Source organism: Paenibacillus sp. SRL342, from assembly GCF_984798905.1.
Genome location: NZ_OZ481790.1, coordinates 4477515 through 4494615, shown reverse-complemented (window position 1 = coordinate 4494615; position 17101 = coordinate 4477515). Strand labels below are relative to the sequence as shown.

Annotated in this window: 15 protein-coding genes; all 15 read left to right on the top strand. The window is 46.4% G+C overall.

The features are described from left to right. Window positions 1-17: 17 nt before the first annotated feature. The 15 genes from bshA (at window position 18) to AC4E8D_RS19595 (ending at window position 17005) form a co-directional block, all read left to right on the top strand. Entirely contained in the window at window positions 18-1178 is a 1161-nt protein-coding gene (gene bshA / locus AC4E8D_RS19665) for an N-acetyl-alpha-D-glucosaminyl L-malate synthase BshA (protein WP_076209934.1), read from the top strand. A 62-nt stretch (window positions 1179-1240) separates the two neighbouring features. Then, on the top strand, window positions 1241-2539 hold the full coding sequence (locus AC4E8D_RS19660; RefSeq protein ID WP_313771432.1) for a CCA tRNA nucleotidyltransferase: 1299 nt from the start codon (window positions 1241-1243) through the stop codon (window positions 2537-2539). Beyond that, a complete protein-coding gene (locus AC4E8D_RS19655) occupies window positions 2526-3503 on the top strand; it encodes a biotin--[acetyl-CoA-carboxylase] ligase (protein ID WP_221820345.1) in 978 nt (325 codons plus the stop codon). The genes AC4E8D_RS19660 and AC4E8D_RS19655 overlap by 14 nt, the downstream gene beginning before the upstream one ends. A 344-nt stretch (window positions 3504-3847) precedes the next feature. Then, complete coding sequence (gene panB / locus AC4E8D_RS19650) at window positions 3848-4726, top strand: 3-methyl-2-oxobutanoate hydroxymethyltransferase (protein ID WP_339304799.1); 879 nt, start codon at window positions 3848-3850, stop codon at window positions 4724-4726. Continuing rightward, window positions 4723-5619 (top strand): pantoate--beta-alanine ligase, encoded by an 897-nt coding sequence (gene panC, locus AC4E8D_RS19645; protein ID WP_221820350.1) that lies wholly within the window; start codon window positions 4723-4725, stop codon window positions 5617-5619. Before panB ends, panC begins: the two co-directional genes overlap by 4 nt. After that, complete coding sequence (gene panD, locus AC4E8D_RS19640) at window positions 5612-5995, top strand: aspartate 1-decarboxylase (protein ID WP_017687742.1); 384 nt, start codon at window positions 5612-5614, stop codon at window positions 5993-5995. The genes panC and panD overlap by 8 nt, the downstream gene beginning before the upstream one ends. A gap of 117 nt (window positions 5996-6112) precedes the next feature. Then, window positions 6113-6736, top strand: a complete 624-nt coding sequence (locus AC4E8D_RS19635; RefSeq protein ID WP_313771433.1) for a tetratricopeptide repeat protein — start codon at window positions 6113-6115, stop codon at window positions 6734-6736. A 141-nt stretch (window positions 6737-6877) separates the two neighbouring features. Next, window positions 6878-9739, top strand: a complete 2862-nt coding sequence (gene dinG / locus AC4E8D_RS19630; RefSeq protein ID WP_221820352.1) for an ATP-dependent DNA helicase DinG — start codon at window positions 6878-6880, stop codon at window positions 9737-9739. 218 nt (window positions 9740-9957) lie between these two features. After that, window positions 9958-10611, top strand: a complete 654-nt coding sequence (locus AC4E8D_RS19625; protein ID WP_076209939.1) for a redox-sensing transcriptional repressor Rex — start codon at window positions 9958-9960, stop codon at window positions 10609-10611. Beyond that, complete coding sequence (locus AC4E8D_RS19620; RefSeq protein ID WP_221820354.1) at window positions 10598-11905, top strand: amidohydrolase; 1308 nt, start codon at window positions 10598-10600, stop codon at window positions 11903-11905. Before AC4E8D_RS19625 ends, AC4E8D_RS19620 begins: the two co-directional genes overlap by 14 nt. A 37-nt stretch (window positions 11906-11942) precedes the next feature. Continuing rightward, window positions 11943-12473 carry a DUF5590 domain-containing protein gene (locus AC4E8D_RS19615; RefSeq protein ID WP_076209941.1) on the top strand — a complete coding sequence of 177 codons (531 nt, stop codon included), beginning with the start codon at window positions 11943-11945 and terminating at the stop codon, window positions 12471-12473. A 301-nt stretch (window positions 12474-12774) separates the two neighbouring features. After that, complete coding sequence (locus AC4E8D_RS19610; protein WP_091017992.1) at window positions 12775-13302, top strand: hypothetical protein; 528 nt, start codon at window positions 12775-12777, stop codon at window positions 13300-13302. After that, on the top strand, window positions 13295-14797 hold the full coding sequence (locus AC4E8D_RS19605) for an AAA family ATPase (RefSeq protein WP_221820356.1): 1503 nt from the start codon (window positions 13295-13297) through the stop codon (window positions 14795-14797). The genes AC4E8D_RS19610 and AC4E8D_RS19605 overlap by 8 nt, the downstream gene beginning before the upstream one ends. A gap of 133 nt (window positions 14798-14930) precedes the next feature. After that, entirely contained in the window at window positions 14931-15803 is an 873-nt protein-coding gene (locus AC4E8D_RS19600; protein WP_017687750.1) for a 3-hydroxyacyl-CoA dehydrogenase family protein, read from the top strand. After that, window positions 15800-17005 (top strand): acetate/propionate family kinase, encoded by a 1206-nt coding sequence (locus AC4E8D_RS19595; protein ID WP_036671987.1) that lies wholly within the window; start codon window positions 15800-15802, stop codon window positions 17003-17005. The genes AC4E8D_RS19600 and AC4E8D_RS19595 overlap by 4 nt, the downstream gene beginning before the upstream one ends. Window positions 17006-17101 lie beyond the last annotated feature (96 nt).

Sequence of the window (17101 nt, the reverse complement as noted above, 5' to 3'; positions counted from 1 at the left end):
AAAGGAGCGTCCACAGGATGGATAAAAAGCTAAAAATCGGCATCACCTGTTATCCGTCCCTCGGCGGGTCTGGCGTTGTCGCAACGGAGCTGGGCAAATTACTTGCCGAACAGGGGCATCAGGTTCATTTTATTGCCAACAGTATCCCGTTCAGACTGGGTACGTTCCAGAAAAATATTTTTTATCATGAAGTTGAAGTAAATGATTATTATGTTTTCCGTTACCCTCCGTATGACCTGTCACTGGCAACAAAGATGGCTCAGGTGGCTAAGTCACAGCAGCTGGATCTGCTGCATGTTCATTATGCCGTGCCGCACGCAGTATGTGCTTTTCTTGCGAAACAGATGGTAGGAGACGGTCTTAAAGTGGTTACCACCTTGCACGGAACGGATATTACGGTTCTGGCTCAGGATGAATCTCTGAAGGATCTGATCCGTCTAGCCATTAATGAAAGTGACGCGGTTACTGCCGTATCACAAGATTTGATTCGGGAAACGGTCGAATTGCTGGATATTCAGCGCCCAATCGATCTAACCTATAATTTCATTGACAAACGAATATATTATCCGCGGGATGCTGCCAGTCTGCGAAGAGACTTTGCTGCGCCCGACGAAAAAATATTAATGCACATCTCCAATTTCCGACCGGTGAAGAGAACTCAAGATGTGGTAGAGGTCTTCCGTCAGGTCCAGGAGCAGGTTCCTGCCAAACTGTTATTTGTTGGTGAAGGACCAGATTTGCCGAAGATGCAATGGAAAATTAATGATCTCGGCTTGAATGATAAAGTTCATTTCCTTGGCAAACAGGATGACATTGCTCAGGTCATTTCCATGGCAGACGTGTTGATGCTTCCATCGGAGAAGGAGAGTTTCGGACTTGTGGCGCTCGAAGCAATGGCTTGTGGCGTACCGACGATCGGTTCACAGGCCGGGGGAATTCCGGAACTGGTCTTACATGGTAAAACGGGGTATTTATCCGCGATCGGGGATACACAATCCATGGCCGAGAACACCATCCGTTTGTTGACGGACGATCGTTTGGCTGCGGAGTTCAGGGAAGCATGTCTTCAGCGTGCGCATCACGACTTTTGCAATGATGCTATCCGGCATGAATACGAACAGATTTATTACCGGGTGTTGGGAAGGGAAGTTCCGAATCTGAAGCCGGTTTGTGGTTAATCATTTCTTTGACGAAATCATACTGTGCATACCACAACAGGCAAGAGAAGAGGTGATATGTGGTGGTTCAATGGACACAGGTAGATCATGAAATGGCAATGCAAAGTGAGAATGTACTCACAACATTAAACAAACATGGCTACAAGGCATATTGGGTAGGTGGTTGCGTTCGTGACGAATTGCTGGGACGAGTTGTAGACGATATGGATATCACGACATCTGCTTCTCCTGAGCAAGTCATGGAACTGTTTGACGATTGTATTCCTACAGGTCTGCAACACGGTACGGTTACCGTTCGTTCAGGCGGTTATTACTTTGAAGTGACCACATTTCGAACAGAATCCGAATATCAGGATAACCGCAGACCTGCTACGGTTCAATTTGTTCAGGATATCAAGGAAGATTTACAGCGGCGCGACTTCACGATGAACGCTCTAGCCATGGACGTCACTGGGACAATCGTTGACCCTTTCGGTGGGCAGGCAGATATCAAGGAAGAGCGAGTCAGATGTGTAGGTTCTGCGATGGAACGATTTGGTGAAGATGCACTGCGCATGCTCCGCTGTGTTCGGTTTGCTTCCGTATTTGATTTCAAAATTGCCCATAACACGTGGAAAGGTCTTGTAAGGCAGAAAGACCTGCTTCAACATATAGCAATGGAACGGGTACGTACCGAGATGGTAAAAATGATGTCTGGACCGCATCCTTTAAGAGGGTTGGAGCTGTTATACAGAAGTGATTCCCTTGCGCATATCAAAGCGCCGGTAAGCTCGACCCGATTTAACAAGATGTTGTTATCCAATCTGGAACAATTGTCAGGTCAGCATGTGTTGCTTCGTTGGTCACTCATCCTGATTGCTGGCGGTTATAGCAAGGATGAAGCAGATGTATTATTACGTCAGTGGACATTCTCCAATGAACATCGTTCTCGAATAACAGGGGTTCTTCAGGTGGAACAGTTGATTCATACTTCCGTTCAGGAGCAGAAGGATATGGTCAGTCTTCGTTCCGATTGGATCGTTACTGTTCTGGCTTGTGGCGTTCAGGCGGCGGATGATTGGCTTCGAATACAGTCTACATTGCCAGCAGGATGGCGGAATCAGTCCGAACAGGCAGAAATGCAGGTTGTTTTGGTTCAAGAGCTTGCAGGCGAATGGAGTCAATCGATCCCTGTGCATGACTTGAAAGAGCTGGATATCACAGGGGAACAAGTGTTACAAATGGTACAGCGCAAAGGCGGACCTTGGCTGGGTCAACTGATGAAACATTTGTTACGAGAAACAGCGATTGGAACGATAGAGAATCAGCATGCAGCACTAAGTGCAGAAGTGAAGCGGGTGGTTCAAGATGACCAAACATGAAGATCTGTTACATATGTTATTAAATGCAGAAGGACGATTCGTATCGGGTGAAGAGATCAGCCGTAATCTGTCCATCAGTCGGACCGCTGTGTGGAAACATGTGAACAAGTTGCGAGACATGGGTTATGAGTTTGAAGCCGTATCCCGCAAAGGATACCGTCTGGTAACGAAGCCGGATAGCATTGACGCTACTGCCCTCCAATTGGCACTGGATACAACCGTATTTGGCCGTAAGGCTGTTTTGTTGACTTCGACCCTGACTACGCAAGGGGATGTTCTCAAGCTAGCTGAGCAAGGGCAGGCAGAAGGTGCTGTGGTCGTTGCGGAAGAACAAACAGGAGGAAGAGGACGTTTTGGTCGACAGTGGTTCTCTCCTCCGGGTAAAGGAATCTGGATGAGTGTTCTGTTACGCCCTGATCTACCACTTCAGCACACGCCGCAGCTAACTTTATTAACAGGAGTGGCTGTATGTCGTGCCGTTCGAGCTTGTTCAGGAGCTGATGCAGGCATCAAATGGCCAAATGATCTGTTGATTGATGGACGCAAGGTATGTGGCATATTGCTTGAATCCACGGTGGAAGATCATGAAGTCAGATACTGTATTGCAGGTATAGGTGTTGACGTGAATTTTGATCCAGAGGATTATCCGGAAGATCTTACAACTATAGCTACTTCGCTCAAGATGGAGACGGGTCAACCCGTTGATCGCACCAAACTAACGGCTGCCATTTTGACGGAGCTTGAACAGTTGTATTATTTGTATCAAAAAGAAGGATTCGGCGTGATCTCAGCACTATGGGAGGCCCTGTCCGTATCGATGAATCGAGAGATTACTGTGACGAATCCTCATGGTGTCATTGAAGGGAAGGCCATCGGTCTTGACCCTTCTGGAGCACTTATCGTGGAGAAGCGCGATGGAGAACATACACTAATCATCTCTGGTGAGATTTCCTGGAAATCATAAACAATTTGTCGAATTTTCACTGGTAAAATGAACATAAGACGTGAAGTTTGAGCAGAACTTTGGTATACTGTGTTCGTGAGGCGATATCGGCTAATGCAGACCGAATTGCACTCCCGTAACAGTAACCTTTGTTCTGCTTGAATGGTTTTATATAAGCAGACCGCAGTGCAAGAATGAAATACGTTTAAGTGAGTTGTTGGATTCTGCTCTGAGCCGAAGAGGACCGAGACAGAAGGGACGATCGCAAGTGACTCTTTTTTGACTTTTCGGGACTTTTTAGTGGAAAACTAAAAGGTTTTTTTTGTTGCGTTTATTTGAAAAGAAGAAAGGAGCCATGAGAGAAAATGGCGAACAAACAAGCGTTGAATATTGTGAAAATGAAAAAATATAAGCAGGATGGCGTGCCACTTACCATGATCACGGCTTATGATTATCCAACAGCGCTCCTCGCAGAGGAAGCAGGTATCGATCTGATCCTGGTTGGTGACTCACTTGGTAATGTAGTACTGGGTTATAATTCGACGCTTCCGGTAACCATCGACGACATGGTGTACCACACACGTTCCGTAGTGCGCGGTGCTGAGAAGACGTTTATTGTGGCTGATATGCCTTTTATGACTTATCATGGCAGCGTGGATGAGACGCTTAAGGGTGTACGTCGACTGATGCAAGAGGGGCATGCCCATGCGGTTAAAATGGAAGGCGGAGTTGAGATAGCAGACACCGTCAGAGCAGTCGTGCAAGCAGGCGTGCCTGTTCTTGGACATATAGGACTTACACCTCAATCGGTTAATCAGATTGGTGGTTACCGTATTCAGGGCAAGGATGCAGCGGATGCAAAACGTCTGATGGACGAAGCCAAAGCCTTGGAAGCTGCAGGCGCGTTTGGCATTGTGCTTGAACTGGTTACGGAAGAAGTTGCACGGGCGATCTCGGAGGAACTGTCCATCCCTACTATAGGAATTGGAGCAGGACGAGGCTGTGATGGTCAGGTACTGGTATTCCATGATGTTGTTCAATACGCCTCTCCGTATACGCCCAAACGTTTTGTCAAAACCTATGGAGATGTGGGTACATTAATCAGAACCAGTATCGAAGCTTACGTAAAAGAAGTGAAAGATCGTTCGTTCCCGGCCGAAGAGCATGTATTCAATGCTGCGGATGGTGTTCTGGATCAACTGTACGGCGGACAACGCAAGGAAAAGGTGGGGAATAACTCATGAAAGTATTACGGACAATCGCAGAGTTAAGACAGGAACTAAGCTTGAAGCGTCAAGCGATTCGGTCCAGTGCGTCCGTTGTAGGTCTGGTACCAACAATGGGTTATCTTCATCAAGGTCATGCAAGCTTGATGCAGGCAGCCAGACAACAGAGCGATATCGTGGTATTAACCATATTTGTTAATCCAATTCAATTTGGACCTAATGAAGATTTTGACAGCTATCCGCGGGATGAAGCCAGAGATGTGGAGACAGCACGTTCACAAGGAGTGGATATCGTATTTATTCCCTCTGTTGAAGAGATGTATCCACAGGCAACGCAAACGACGGTATCTGTCTCCAAACTGACGGAGCGCCTATGTGGCGCTTCCCGTCCGGGGCATTTTGACGGGGTAACGACCGTAGTCTCCAAACTGTTTAACATTGTACAGCCACAGCGTGCATTTTTTGGAATGAAAGATGCTCAGCAGGTTGCGGTCATTCAACAGATGGTGAATGATTTGAATATGCCTGTAGAAATTGTACCTTGTCCGATTGTTCGCGAAGAGGATGGTCTTGCCCTCAGTTCACGTAATGTCTATCTTAACGCAGAACAGCGTAATCAGGCTTTAGTTCTGTCGAAGGCACTGTGTGCAGCTCAAGAAGCGGCAGATAAAGGTGTAGCTATAAACGCCGCAGATATCCGTCGTATTCTGCGCGAGCAGATTGCAAGTTCACCGCTTGCTGTTATCGACTACGCCGAGATTCAGGCTTTTCCAAGTCTGGAGCCGCTCGCAGATCAGGAAGAAGTTCAAGGACGTGACGATCTGCTCATCGCACTTGCGGTGAAATTTGGAAAAACAAGATTGATTGACAATATAAGGTTGCAAAAATCGGAGGTACTGTCCCATGTTTAGAACACTGATGAAATCCAAAATCCACCGGGCTACGGTAACGGAAGCCAATTTGAACTATGTGGGTAGCATTACCATAGATGAAGACTTGATGGAAACATCCGACTTGATGGAAAACGAAAAAGTGCAAATTGTGAACAACAACAATGGTGCACGTCTGGAAACTTATGTGATTCCAGGGCCGCGCGGAAGCGGGGTCATATGTCTTAACGGCGCAGCTGCACGTCTGGTGCAGCCTGGAGATAACGTCATTATCATTTCTTACGCCATGATGTCGCAAGAAGAGGCAAATACTCACAAACCAACCGTTGTATTTGTAGATGGACAGAATAAACCTGTACAAACGATGAAACAGGAAGTCCACGCAACAATTATGTAATCGACTGGTAAGGAGAATGAAATCGGACCTTGAAGCAAAAAATGAGTACAGGTCACTGCACTAATCCATTTTTTCAAGGGTGGGGATGCATCGATGTTCCAGCATGTTTTCGCAGAAATGAACGACATGTTAGATGAAATTATCAAGAGCTATCCTTCCGCTGAAGGCCTGAACAAACAGGAATTGCTGCAAAAGTGGAATTTGCTTAAGCGGATGAGTGACGGAATGCTGGATGAATGGCTGATGTTTGAAGAAAAGATGAGCCAGGTGAGGGAGCGGGAGATGGATAAGCCTGCTTCCCTTGAACCGGAACAGGAAGCTGTTACCGCTCTGCCTGAACTCCATCTGGAATGTTTCAGTCGAGGTCAGGGCTATTTCAAATTACAGATGTATCCGCAGGCGATCATGCAGTTCTCCCGGGTTGTGACCGACCATCCGGAGAGTGCATTGACTCGTTTTTACCTGGCGCTCGCGTATCTGAATCTGGAACAAATGGCGGAAGCCGGGACACATTTGCAGCAGATCATGTATCTTAAGGGTTCGCCTCGCTTAAAAGGGCTTGTATGTAACGCCCTGGGCTGTATTCAAGCCAAGCTTGCGAATCCCGAAGCTGCATGTTCACTCTTTGCACAGGCCCTTCAGTATGACCCGACATTGACCGAACCACTGTACAACATGGAAGCTTGCAGGTTGAACAGGGGAAAATTGCAATATGCTAATCAGCTGACGACCCTTCATTAAGCGGGAATTCGGCGACAAAAAACGGTGTTCCCTCCTTTGGCATAGCGGCGGGGACACCGCTTTTTTGTCAGTTAATTTTCAAATCCCCTTTTTTTTGCTATGCTGTAACATAGACTGGAATGGAAGGGACCGTACATTGCAATGAAATTTGCCGTATTGGATTTCGAAACAACCGGCACGCAGTCCGACGGTGAGATTATACAGGCCGGACTTGCCATCATAGATCATGACTACAGCATAACTCAAATATATAGTTCTTATGTGAACCCTGGTGTACCGATTCCCCCGTTTATTTCGGGGTTAACGGGTATTACCGATGAAGATGTGGCGGACGCTCCTTCACTCGAAGAGATGATGATGGAGATGGTTCCGCTGCTTAATGATGTGGTGCTTGTTGGACACAACGTCGCTTTTGATTTTCACTTTTTGCAGAATGCTCTCGACCGTTGCGGTTATTTGCCGTTCACTGGCCGCATTCTGGACACGATTGATTTTCTGAAGATTACATTCCCATCACTGGGTTCTTATCAACTCGGTTATGTGTCTTCCGAATTTGGATTTCAACATGACCGCCCTCACCAGGCAGACAGTGATGCACTGGCGACAGCCTATGTGCTTCTCAAGTGTCTGGATGAGTTAAAGGAATTACCGCTCATAACGATTCAGCGCCTCAGTGACCTGTTTGCACCAGAAGACAGTGACTTGGGTTGGTTCTTGGACGGAATGCGCAGTGAGAAGGAAGCAGAGCCGATTCAGGATCTGGACGGACATACCTATTATCGTCAGCTTGCTCTTAATGTAAGTGATTGGACCGATATTGGTGCACCACGCGATGAGCGGGAGGCTAACCCCCTTGATGGTGTAAGCTTCGAACAGTTTATGGACCAGGTTCGGGAGAACCTGAAGGATACACTGGATCATTACGAAGAGCGTGAAGCGCAGACTCAGATGTTCAGCAGTGTAAGGCAAGCCCTGGATGAAGAGAAACATCTCTTGATCGAAGCAGGAACAGGCACTGGTAAATCTCTGGGTTATCTCTTGCCTGCTATTTACGAAAGTGTGAAGCAAGAACAGAAAGTTATGGTTAGCACGCATACAATCAATCTGCAGGAGCAATTGAGAGAGCGAGACATTCCGATGCTGACCCAAGTGGTTCCGTTCCCGTTTAAAGCTGCTGTCTTCAAAGGGCGTGGACATTACCTGTGCCTGCGCAAATTTGAACACAAAATCAATAAACGTGAATTCGCCACACCTAAAGAGGATTATTTCACAGCAGCTCAGATGATTGTCTGGCTTACGCAGACCGAAACCGGAGATGATGAGGAGCTTAACCTTAGCGGACGCGGAGGGGACTTCTGGGAGACCGTACAGAGTGAATCCGAATCATGTCTGGGAAGATCCTGTCCATGGTTCCGCAAATGTTTCTACCATCGTGCCAAACATGAAGCAGGGTTGTCTGATATCGTAATCACCAATCACTCCAAATTATTTACGGATGTGAAAGCCGCGCATCAGCTGCTGCCAGCCTATGAGAGTCTTGTGATCGATGAGGCACATCATCTGGAGGATGTCGCTGGTAAACATCTTGGAATGCATATGAAATATTTCACCTTGGTTCATACACTGACCCGCCTATTTAAAGACAGTCGTAATGGTCAGCTGCCTATGCTTCGTTCCCAGTTATCCGGGCATGAAAATTCAGTGCAATGGGGCTCCATGGTGGATCAGATGTTCCCGCTGGCTGTTGAGGTCAAGGAACTGTGGGATCGTATGAGCGATGCCTTGTTCGGTCTGTTGCCTGAACGAAGTGATGCTTCACCGGGAGAGACGGGGCAATTTTCACTGCGTCTGAAAGCATCTCAGAAACCGGCAAAATGGGAGGAGCTGCAGGATCTGGAGAACCAGATCTATGTGACTCTGGGTGATTTGGTTCGCAAAGGGGACAAATTGCTGCTTGAGGTGAAAGAGGATCAGGATGATTATCAATCGGATAGTCTGATCACGGACATTACAGGATTGTTGAAAGATCTGACCACATTGAAGGAGAATCTTCGTTTCTTCATGCGCATGGATGATGCCAAAACGGTATACTGGATGGAAGCTAGCGGCCAGTTCCGCAGTAAATCTCTCCAGCTGTATGCCGTACCTGTAGATGTCAGTGCACAGCTTAAGGATTTGTTTTTTGACAAAAAGAAAAGTGTTGTGCTTACATCGGCTACGCTCTCTGTGGATAAGTCATTCCAGTTCATGATTGAACAGCTTGGCTTGCAGGAAGCTTCCGAGAATAATCGGCTGTTAACGTCGATGCTGCCATCACCTTTCAACTATCGCGATCAGGCACTTCTGGTGATTCCGCGTGATTTCCCGAGTGTGAAGGGAAGTGTGGGTGATGCGCACTTTGTTAATATGCTGGTGCAATCACTCGCAGAGACGGCAATTGCTACGCGTGGACGCATGATGGTTCTGTTTACTTCATACAAGATGCTGCGACAGGTCTATGATCCGCTGAAGGAGGCACTGTCTGGTAACGACATCTCGTTGCTTGGGCAAGGCGTTGACAGTGGAAGTCGTTCCAAATTGACTCGCAGGTTCCAAGATGCCAAAGCAACGGTACTTTTGGGCACAAGCAGCTTCTGGGAGGGTGTAGATATCCCGGGAGAGGCCCTAACCTGTCTCGCTATTGTTCGACTGCCTTTCCAGCCACCGAATCATCCGTTGGTGGAAGCCAAGAGTGAGCTGCTTCAGGAACAGAAGAAAAATCCGTTCATGAAACTGTCCGTGCCGCAAGCGGTCATTCGTTTCAAACAGGGATTTGGCCGGTTGGTGCGTACAGCGAAGGACAGAGGAATTGTCATTGTTTATGATACACGGGTGATTGAAGCGTACTATGGTAAATTCTTTTTATATTCATTACCTGGTCCCAAAATGGAACACATGCTCACGGAGCAGATGGTTCCACGAATTACCGAGTGGTTGGAAAAACCTGCTAATGAACAAAAATAATGGTTGTTTTGTTCGTTACATCATTGCATGACACTATTGTTTGGCGTTAAACTTTATTAGATATTTCCGTATCCGATTAAAGCAGTTGCACGTAAGAACTTATAACCTAAATTACAAGGAGCATTCTGTATAAAATGTCACGTTTATCTTTGAGTTTATACAGAATGCTCATCTTTTCATCTATTATTTTATCGTGGTCTTGGTAAGGGGGAGCAAGAATGAAATCGGATAAAATTTCGGAAGCGGTGGTACGACGTCTGCCTGTATACTTGCGTTATTTGAACGAGTTGCATCAGCGTGAGGTGGCTACTGTTTCTTCTCAAGAGCTTGGACAGAGGCTGGATCTGAATCCGGCCCAAATTCGTAAAGACCTGGCTTACTTCGGTGATTTTGGTCGTAAAGGGATCGGGTATGATGTATCCTATCTGATCGAGAAAATTCGTCACATTCTCAAGATCGATCAGCAAATTAATGTAGCTCTGGTAGGCGCGGGTAATCTAGGTCAAGCCTTGTCCAACTACAACGCATATCTGAAAGACAACATGAAGATTGTTGCTGTATTTGATGCATATGGACCGAAGATTGGTAGTCAAATCAACAGTTTGACGGTAAAACCAATGGATGAATTGACGGAAGCGGTTAAAACGGATAACATCCGCATCGGAATTATCACGGTTCCGGATACGGAAGCCCAAAATGTAGCCGATCAGCTTATTGAATCCGGAATCGAAGCGATCCTTAATTTTGCACCAACAATTCTAAAAACACCGCCGCATATCCGCATTCACCATGCTGACTTTACAACGGATCTGCTTAGTTTGGCCTATTACTTGGAGACTGGAAAGGACGACGAGGAAGATGACAACAAATAGATGGGTAATCCACAACGGCAAATTTGCCGTTAATGAAGGCGGCACAACATGGAACGTGGTCCAAGGATACATGGTTGTTGAGAATGACAAGATTGTGCATATTGGTGAGACATTGCCGGATGAAGACAAAAATAGTACCAAGGTAGATGGAAAAGGACTGTTCTTCCTGCCGGGTCTGATCAATACGCATGGTCATGCAGCGATGTCGTTGCTCAGAGGGCACGGAGACGATCTTGCATTGCAAGTATGGTTGCAGGAAAAAATGTGGCCGATGGAAGCGAAAATGACTTCAGAAGATGTATATTGGGGAACCTCGCTATCGGTGCTTGAAATGTTGAAAGGCGGAACTACAGCTTTCCTGGACATGTATGATCACATGGATCAAGTGGCCAAAGTTGTGGAGCAATCCGGCGTTAGAGCAGCACTGGCACGTGGTGTAATCGGGCTGTGCTCGAAAGAAGAGCAATTGCGGAAGCTGGAGGAGTCGGCAGCGTTTGCACGTGAGTGGAATGGACAGGCAGATGGTCGTATTACAACCGTAATCTCGCCACATGCCCCATATACATGCCCTCCTGACTACATAGAGAAGCTTGTACAGGTCGCGAATGACCTAAACCTTCCTCTCCATACACATATGTCTGAAACGCTTCGTGAGGTGGAGCAGAACGTGGCTGATTATGGACTGCGTCCTGTGGCACATCTAGAGAAACTGGGATTTTTCTCCCGTCCATCCCTGGTTGCACATGCGGTGCATCTGAATGATGAAGAGATTGAGATTCTGGCCCGTCATGATGTGGCTGTATCCCATAACCCGGGAAGTAACCTGAAACTCGCTTCCGGTGTTGCGCGGGTACCTGCGATGCTGAAAGCAGGAGTTACCGTGTCACTCGGAACAGACGGACCAGCAAGCAACAACAACCTGGATATGTTCGAGGAAATGAGACTGGCTGCATTGATCCACAAAGGTGTATCTGGTGACCCGACGGCAGTACCGGCAGGCGAAGCGTTACTACTCGGAACGTTATATGGTGCCAAATCCATCTTCTTGAACAATACCGGAGCGCTTCAGGTCGGCATGAAGGCTGATTTTATCGCCCTTGATATTGAACAGGCACATTTCTATCCACATACAGACCTGATCTCACATACGATCTACTCGGCTTCTGCCAAAGATGTTGAGCACGTATGGGTGGATGGAAAACAAGTGGTGAAACATGGCGAATGTCTGACGCTGGATGAAGAACGTATTTTGCGTGAGTCTCAATTGGCATTTGATGGTCTGCTTGCTCGTTAATTGCAGGACAGCATCATAGGGAAAGGAAGTTCGGCTTTTGAAGAAAAAAAAGAAGTGGATATGGATTTCGCTACTTGCACTGGTTCTGATTCTGTTTGGACTTCAGCGTTATTACGTCTATGTCACGCAGGACCAGCGCAAGGAAGAAGCGCTCGCTATAGAGGCAGCACAGAAGCAACTGGGCATTACATCCTATGATGAATTGCGCAAGTACATCTGGGGAGACAAAGAAGGCTCTGACAATATCTACTGGACCCTGATCGGCAAAAATAAGGATAACCAGGATGTTATGGTCTGGGTTAAATTCGATGCAAACAATCAACCGGCTAAGGGTGCAAACGCTGTACACAGTGAGCTGCTGCAGAATGGCATGTCCGAAGCGCAGATCCGCAATCGCTTCAGTTCTGAAGTTCCTGCCGGTGAGATTAAGCGAATCATGCCCGGAGTTGTGAATGGAATATATGTGTGGCAAGTGTATTATAAAGACGGTACGCATAACCACTATCGCTTTTATCGTTTTAGCAACGGAGAACAGGTGGACCTGGTCTACACCCTCCCGAACAGCTAGAACAAATAGAGTGACATAACTAGAGAATTTAAAGAAATGAAAGAACCGGCAGACGGATATCCGACTGAACCGGTTCTTTGTGTTGTCTGTAAACATTTTTGATTTAAATAGTTAAAATTAATAATTTATTCATATTTTCGCCTTCGAAATTGTATATACGATGTGATATACTCAGATATGTACTCAAAGTTACATTCAAAACAAATAAACCTGTCGAAATTATCGCAGGAGTCAATGTGCACATATTCGTATATACCAATAAGCCAGTAGGTTAGGCCAAAATCTGGGAGGGGTAATTCACTTGAAGCTAAAAGTATTGCCTATTGCTTTAACTGCCGTCATTTCAGCCGTTGTGTTGTTTGGAGGTTGGTTTGTATATCGTCAGGTGGCCGTGCAGAATCCGATTGAAAAGATGGTTACCCAGTACGATGGAGTCAATGACGTTCAATTAACTATTAACCGCAATGACGTACAATTGAAACTGGATCTGCAACCTGATGTTGATTTGGGCAGACTGGTACAATATATTCACAAAGAAGGACAGACGGTGATTGGTTCACGCTCGTTAAAGCTGGATGTTGTGGATCATTCCAACGAGGCGCTTGAGAACTGGTGGGGTGATGCCATGTTTACCGTAGCCCAGGCGATGGAGAACAAGCAGTACACCGAAATTACACCAACGTTGTCGAAGATGGCGACGAACGGGATTAAAGTGAATACAGCTATGGATGACAACAATGTATATGTCAGTCTCAGTGACGGAGATGCTAGCAAGTTTATAATTCTGCCGCGTGTGCCCGGTCAGATAGGAGTGTGGCCTAATGCCTAAATGGACAAAAGAAGTTGCCATCGGATTTTTTCCTGTGTTGATTATTTTCCTTGCGTTTACTGGTGTTAATATTGTTCCGATTCTTATTGCGGCGGCGGTTGTCGGTGGTCTGCTGTTCATGATGCAAATGCGTGGCGGGATTACAGTAGGCGCTGCACAGGAACGTAAACGTAAGAAAAAAGGACCTTCCAAGCTTACTTTTGAAGAAATTGGCGGACAGGACAGTGCCAAGCAGGAATTGCGTGAAGCGCTTGACTTTCTGATCAAACATGAAGAAATCCGGAAGTTCGGGATTCGCCCGTTAAAAGGGATCTTGCTGACGGGCCCTCCAGGGACAGGGAAAACGTTGATGGCGAAGGCTGCTGCACATTACACCGATTCTATTTTTGTAGCAGCATCGGGTAGTGAATTCGTGGAAATGTATGTTGGTGTGGGTGCCAGCAGAATTCGGGATTTGTTCAAGGACGCGAGAACCCGTGCCACCAAGGAAAATAAGGAAAACGCTATTATCTTTATCGATGAAATCGATGTCATCGGGGGGAAACGTGAGGGTGGTCAACAGCGTGAATATGATCAGACTCTGAATCAGCTCCTGACGGAAATGGATGGAATCTATTCTTCCGATACGCCAAGAATTCTGGTTATCGCTGCAACGAACCGTAAAGAGATGCTGGATAGCGCCCTAACGCGACCGGGACGTTTTGACCGTCACATTCAAGTGGACTTGCCTGACAAAAAGGGCAGAAAGCATATTCTGGAACTGCATGCGGTGAACAAACCTCTGTTGAAGGAAGTTAATCTGGAGAAAACAGCGGAAGAATCATATGGTTTCTCTGGTGCACAACTCGAAAGTGTGATGAACGAAGCGGCAATATACGCCATGCGGGATGGGCTGTTGAACATCGAACAGCGGCACTTGTCTCTGGCTATTGATAAAGTCATGATGGGTGAAAAGACAGACCGTGAGTCCAGTGTGGAAGAGAAGAAAAGGGTCGCTATTCATGAGTTGGGACATGCCATTATGGCTGAACTTGTTCGTCCAGGCAGTGTTAGTCAGGTGGCACTCAGTCCGCGTGGTCAGGCGCTGGGATATGTCCGTCATAACCCGCAACAGGAACAGTTCCTATATACGAAGCGCTTCCTGGAAGAGCAGATCATGATTGCACTCGGAGGAGCAGCTGCGGAGGAAATGTACTACGGTGGTCGTTCCACAGGTTCACGCAATGACTTCGATCAGGCAACCAATGTTGTGCAGACGATGATGGCTTCCGGATTGACTTCACTTGGGATTGTGAACATGGATATGGTGACAACCGAGGAACTGATGAGAGAGAATAAATTAATTCTGCAAGAACTGATGGAACAGACGAAGCGGTTGCTTGAAGAACAACGGACAATTTTCGACAATTCACTCGACATCTTGATTCGTGAGGAAGTTTTGTCTGGCGAACAATTTCGTTGTCAATTTCGTGACAGTGCCCTTCTACCAGCATAATTTATTTATGCTGGTTATTTTTTTTTACATTTCACTCGTGCTAAGATATTATTATATGTTGGGTCGAAATTTGTAATTTTCGGCGAACAGGGTACAATAGAGAAATAGAGAACCGAAAGGATGGAGCAGAACCATGTTTTTCAAAAAAATAGGAGTTGTCGGCGGCGGTACGATGGGACAAGGTATTTCCCAGATGCTCGCAGCCAAAGGACTTGATGTGCTTCTCGTGGAGCATACAACACAAAAGCTGGATCATGCATATGACATGATCGAAACCAATCTGGATAAACAACTGGAGAAATGGGCGATTACAAAAGCGGAGAAGAAATTGATTCTTTCCCGCATTACCAAGGTAGCTCATTTAGCTGAACTTGGAACTTGCGACATGGTCATTGAGACAATTTCAGAGGATCTGGATGCGAAAAAAGCAGTATTCAGCCAACTGGACCAAGTTTGTCCAAGCAATGTCATTCTGGCAAGTAATACATCCACGCTGAGTTTGACCGAGCTTGCAAGCTCGACCAAATATCCAGAGCGTGTTATTGGCATGCACTTTATTCACCCGGTATCCCGGGTTGATCTTGTAGAGATTATTCGTGGACTGAAAACTTCGGATACAACATTCGAAGAGACCAGACGTTTTGTTGAAGAAGTAGCGGACAAAAAAGGAGTCATGATTTATGAATCCCCTGGATTCGTAACTTCCCGTCTGATCTGCCTGCTGATTAACGAAGCGTTGCATGTATTGCAAGAAGGTGTTGCATCTGCTGAAGATATCGATGATGCAATGCGTATCGGATACAACTTCCAACATGGACCACTCGAAATGGCTGACCGTTTCGGATTGGATTCTGTTGAAGCTGCACTCGAAAGAATGTTCCGTGAATTCGGAGAATTGAAATATCGTCCTTCTACAGTCCTGAAGAAAATGGTGCGTGCAGGACACCTGGGTGCCAAAACAGGCGAAGGATTCTTCAAGTACGACAAGGATGGTGACCGACTGTGAAAGTACTCGTAATTAATGCGGGGAGTTCCTCGCTCAAATATCAACTGTATAATATGACTGACGAATCTGTACTGGCTAAAGGTTTGGTAGAACGGATCGGAATGGATTCCTCCATCCTGACACACAAACCGACAGGCCGTGAGGATGTTACAGAAGTTAGTGAGATTCTGGAGCATACAACAGCGATCCGTAAAGTCATTGATATTTTGACTCACAAAGAAAATGGTGTACTGGATTCTGTAAGTGAAATTCAAGCTGTTGGACACCGTGTTGTTCACGGTGGTGAAGCATTTAAAGAATCTGCATTGGTAGATGATGCTGCCAAAGCTGAAATTCGTCGTTTGTTCGACTTGGCTCCACTTCATAACCCTGCAGCAATGATGGGTATTCGTGCGGCTGAATTAAATATGCCTGGTGTGCCACAAGTTATGGTCTTCGATACAGCGTTCCATCAGACGATGCCTGAAAAAGCTTACCTGTATGCTATTCCGCGTGTACTTTACAAAAAATATAAAGTACGTCGCTACGGCGCACATGGTACTTCCCATGATTTCGTAAGCAAGGCAGCTGCTGAATATCTGGATCGTCCAGTGGAAGATCTGAAAATTATCACTTGTCACGTCGGTAACGGCGGTAGTGTAACAGCAGTTAAAGGTGGCGTATCCGTTGATACTTCGATGGGTATGACTCCGCTTGAAGGATTGATGATGGGAACGCGTTCTGGTGACCTTGACCCAGCCATCGTACCTTATGTAATGAACAAGGAAGAACTGAGCGTAAGTGAAGTGAACTCCATGTTGAACAAACACAGTGGATTGCTTGCGATCTCCGGAATCAGCAGTGACATGCGTGAGATTACGGAAGGTATGGAGAATGGCGATGCCAACTCCACGCTTGCTTTTGAAATGTACGAATACCGTCTGCGTAAATACATCGGCTCATATGCAGCTGCAATGAACGGTGTAGACGTGATCGTCTTTACGGCTGGTGTAGGTGAGAACTCCGTTGTACTTCGCCAAAAAGTATGTGAGCAACTCACTTATCTGGGTGTTGAACTGGATGAAGCGTTGAATGCCATTCGTTCTGGCGAACCACGCCGGATTACAACAGCGAACTCCAAAGTGGAAGTTCTCGTTGTGCCAACAAACGAAGAATTGGTAATTGCACGTGATACACACCGAATCGTATTGAATTCTCAGTAATCTAACTGTAAAGTAAATATAGAATGACAAGGAAGTGCAGGGGACAGGCATAAGCCTGCCCGCTGCATTTTCAAATTCAGGAACCAAGGGGAGATA

What these genes read in the sequence shown, in the direction of transcription:
- bshA (WP_076209934.1), top strand. Translation starts at nt 18, where the DNA reads ATGGATAAAAAGCTAAAAATCGGCATCACCTGTTATCCGTCCCTCGGC.
- AC4E8D_RS19655 (WP_221820345.1), top strand. Translation starts at nt 2,526, where the DNA reads ATGACCAAACATGAAGATCTGTTACATATGTTATTAAATGCAGAAGGA.
- panB (WP_339304799.1), top strand. Translation starts at nt 3,848, where the DNA reads ATGGCGAACAAACAAGCGTTGAATATTGTGAAAATGAAAAAATATAAG.
- panC (WP_221820350.1), top strand. Translation starts at nt 4,723, where the DNA reads ATGAAAGTATTACGGACAATCGCAGAGTTAAGACAGGAACTAAGCTTG.
- panD (WP_017687742.1), top strand. Translation starts at nt 5,612, where the DNA reads ATGTTTAGAACACTGATGAAATCCAAAATCCACCGGGCTACGGTAACG.
- AC4E8D_RS19635 (WP_313771433.1), top strand. Translation starts at nt 6,113, where the DNA reads ATGAACGACATGTTAGATGAAATTATCAAGAGCTATCCTTCCGCTGAA.
- dinG (WP_221820352.1), top strand. Translation starts at nt 6,878, where the DNA reads ATGAAATTTGCCGTATTGGATTTCGAAACAACCGGCACGCAGTCCGAC.
- AC4E8D_RS19625 (WP_076209939.1), top strand. Translation starts at nt 9,958, where the DNA reads ATGAAATCGGATAAAATTTCGGAAGCGGTGGTACGACGTCTGCCTGTA.
- AC4E8D_RS19620 (WP_221820354.1), top strand. Translation starts at nt 10,598, where the DNA reads ATGACAACAAATAGATGGGTAATCCACAACGGCAAATTTGCCGTTAAT.
- AC4E8D_RS19605 (WP_221820356.1), top strand. Translation starts at nt 13,295, where the DNA reads ATGCCTAAATGGACAAAAGAAGTTGCCATCGGATTTTTTCCTGTGTTG.
- AC4E8D_RS19600 (WP_017687750.1), top strand. Translation starts at nt 14,931, where the DNA reads ATGTTTTTCAAAAAAATAGGAGTTGTCGGCGGCGGTACGATGGGACAA.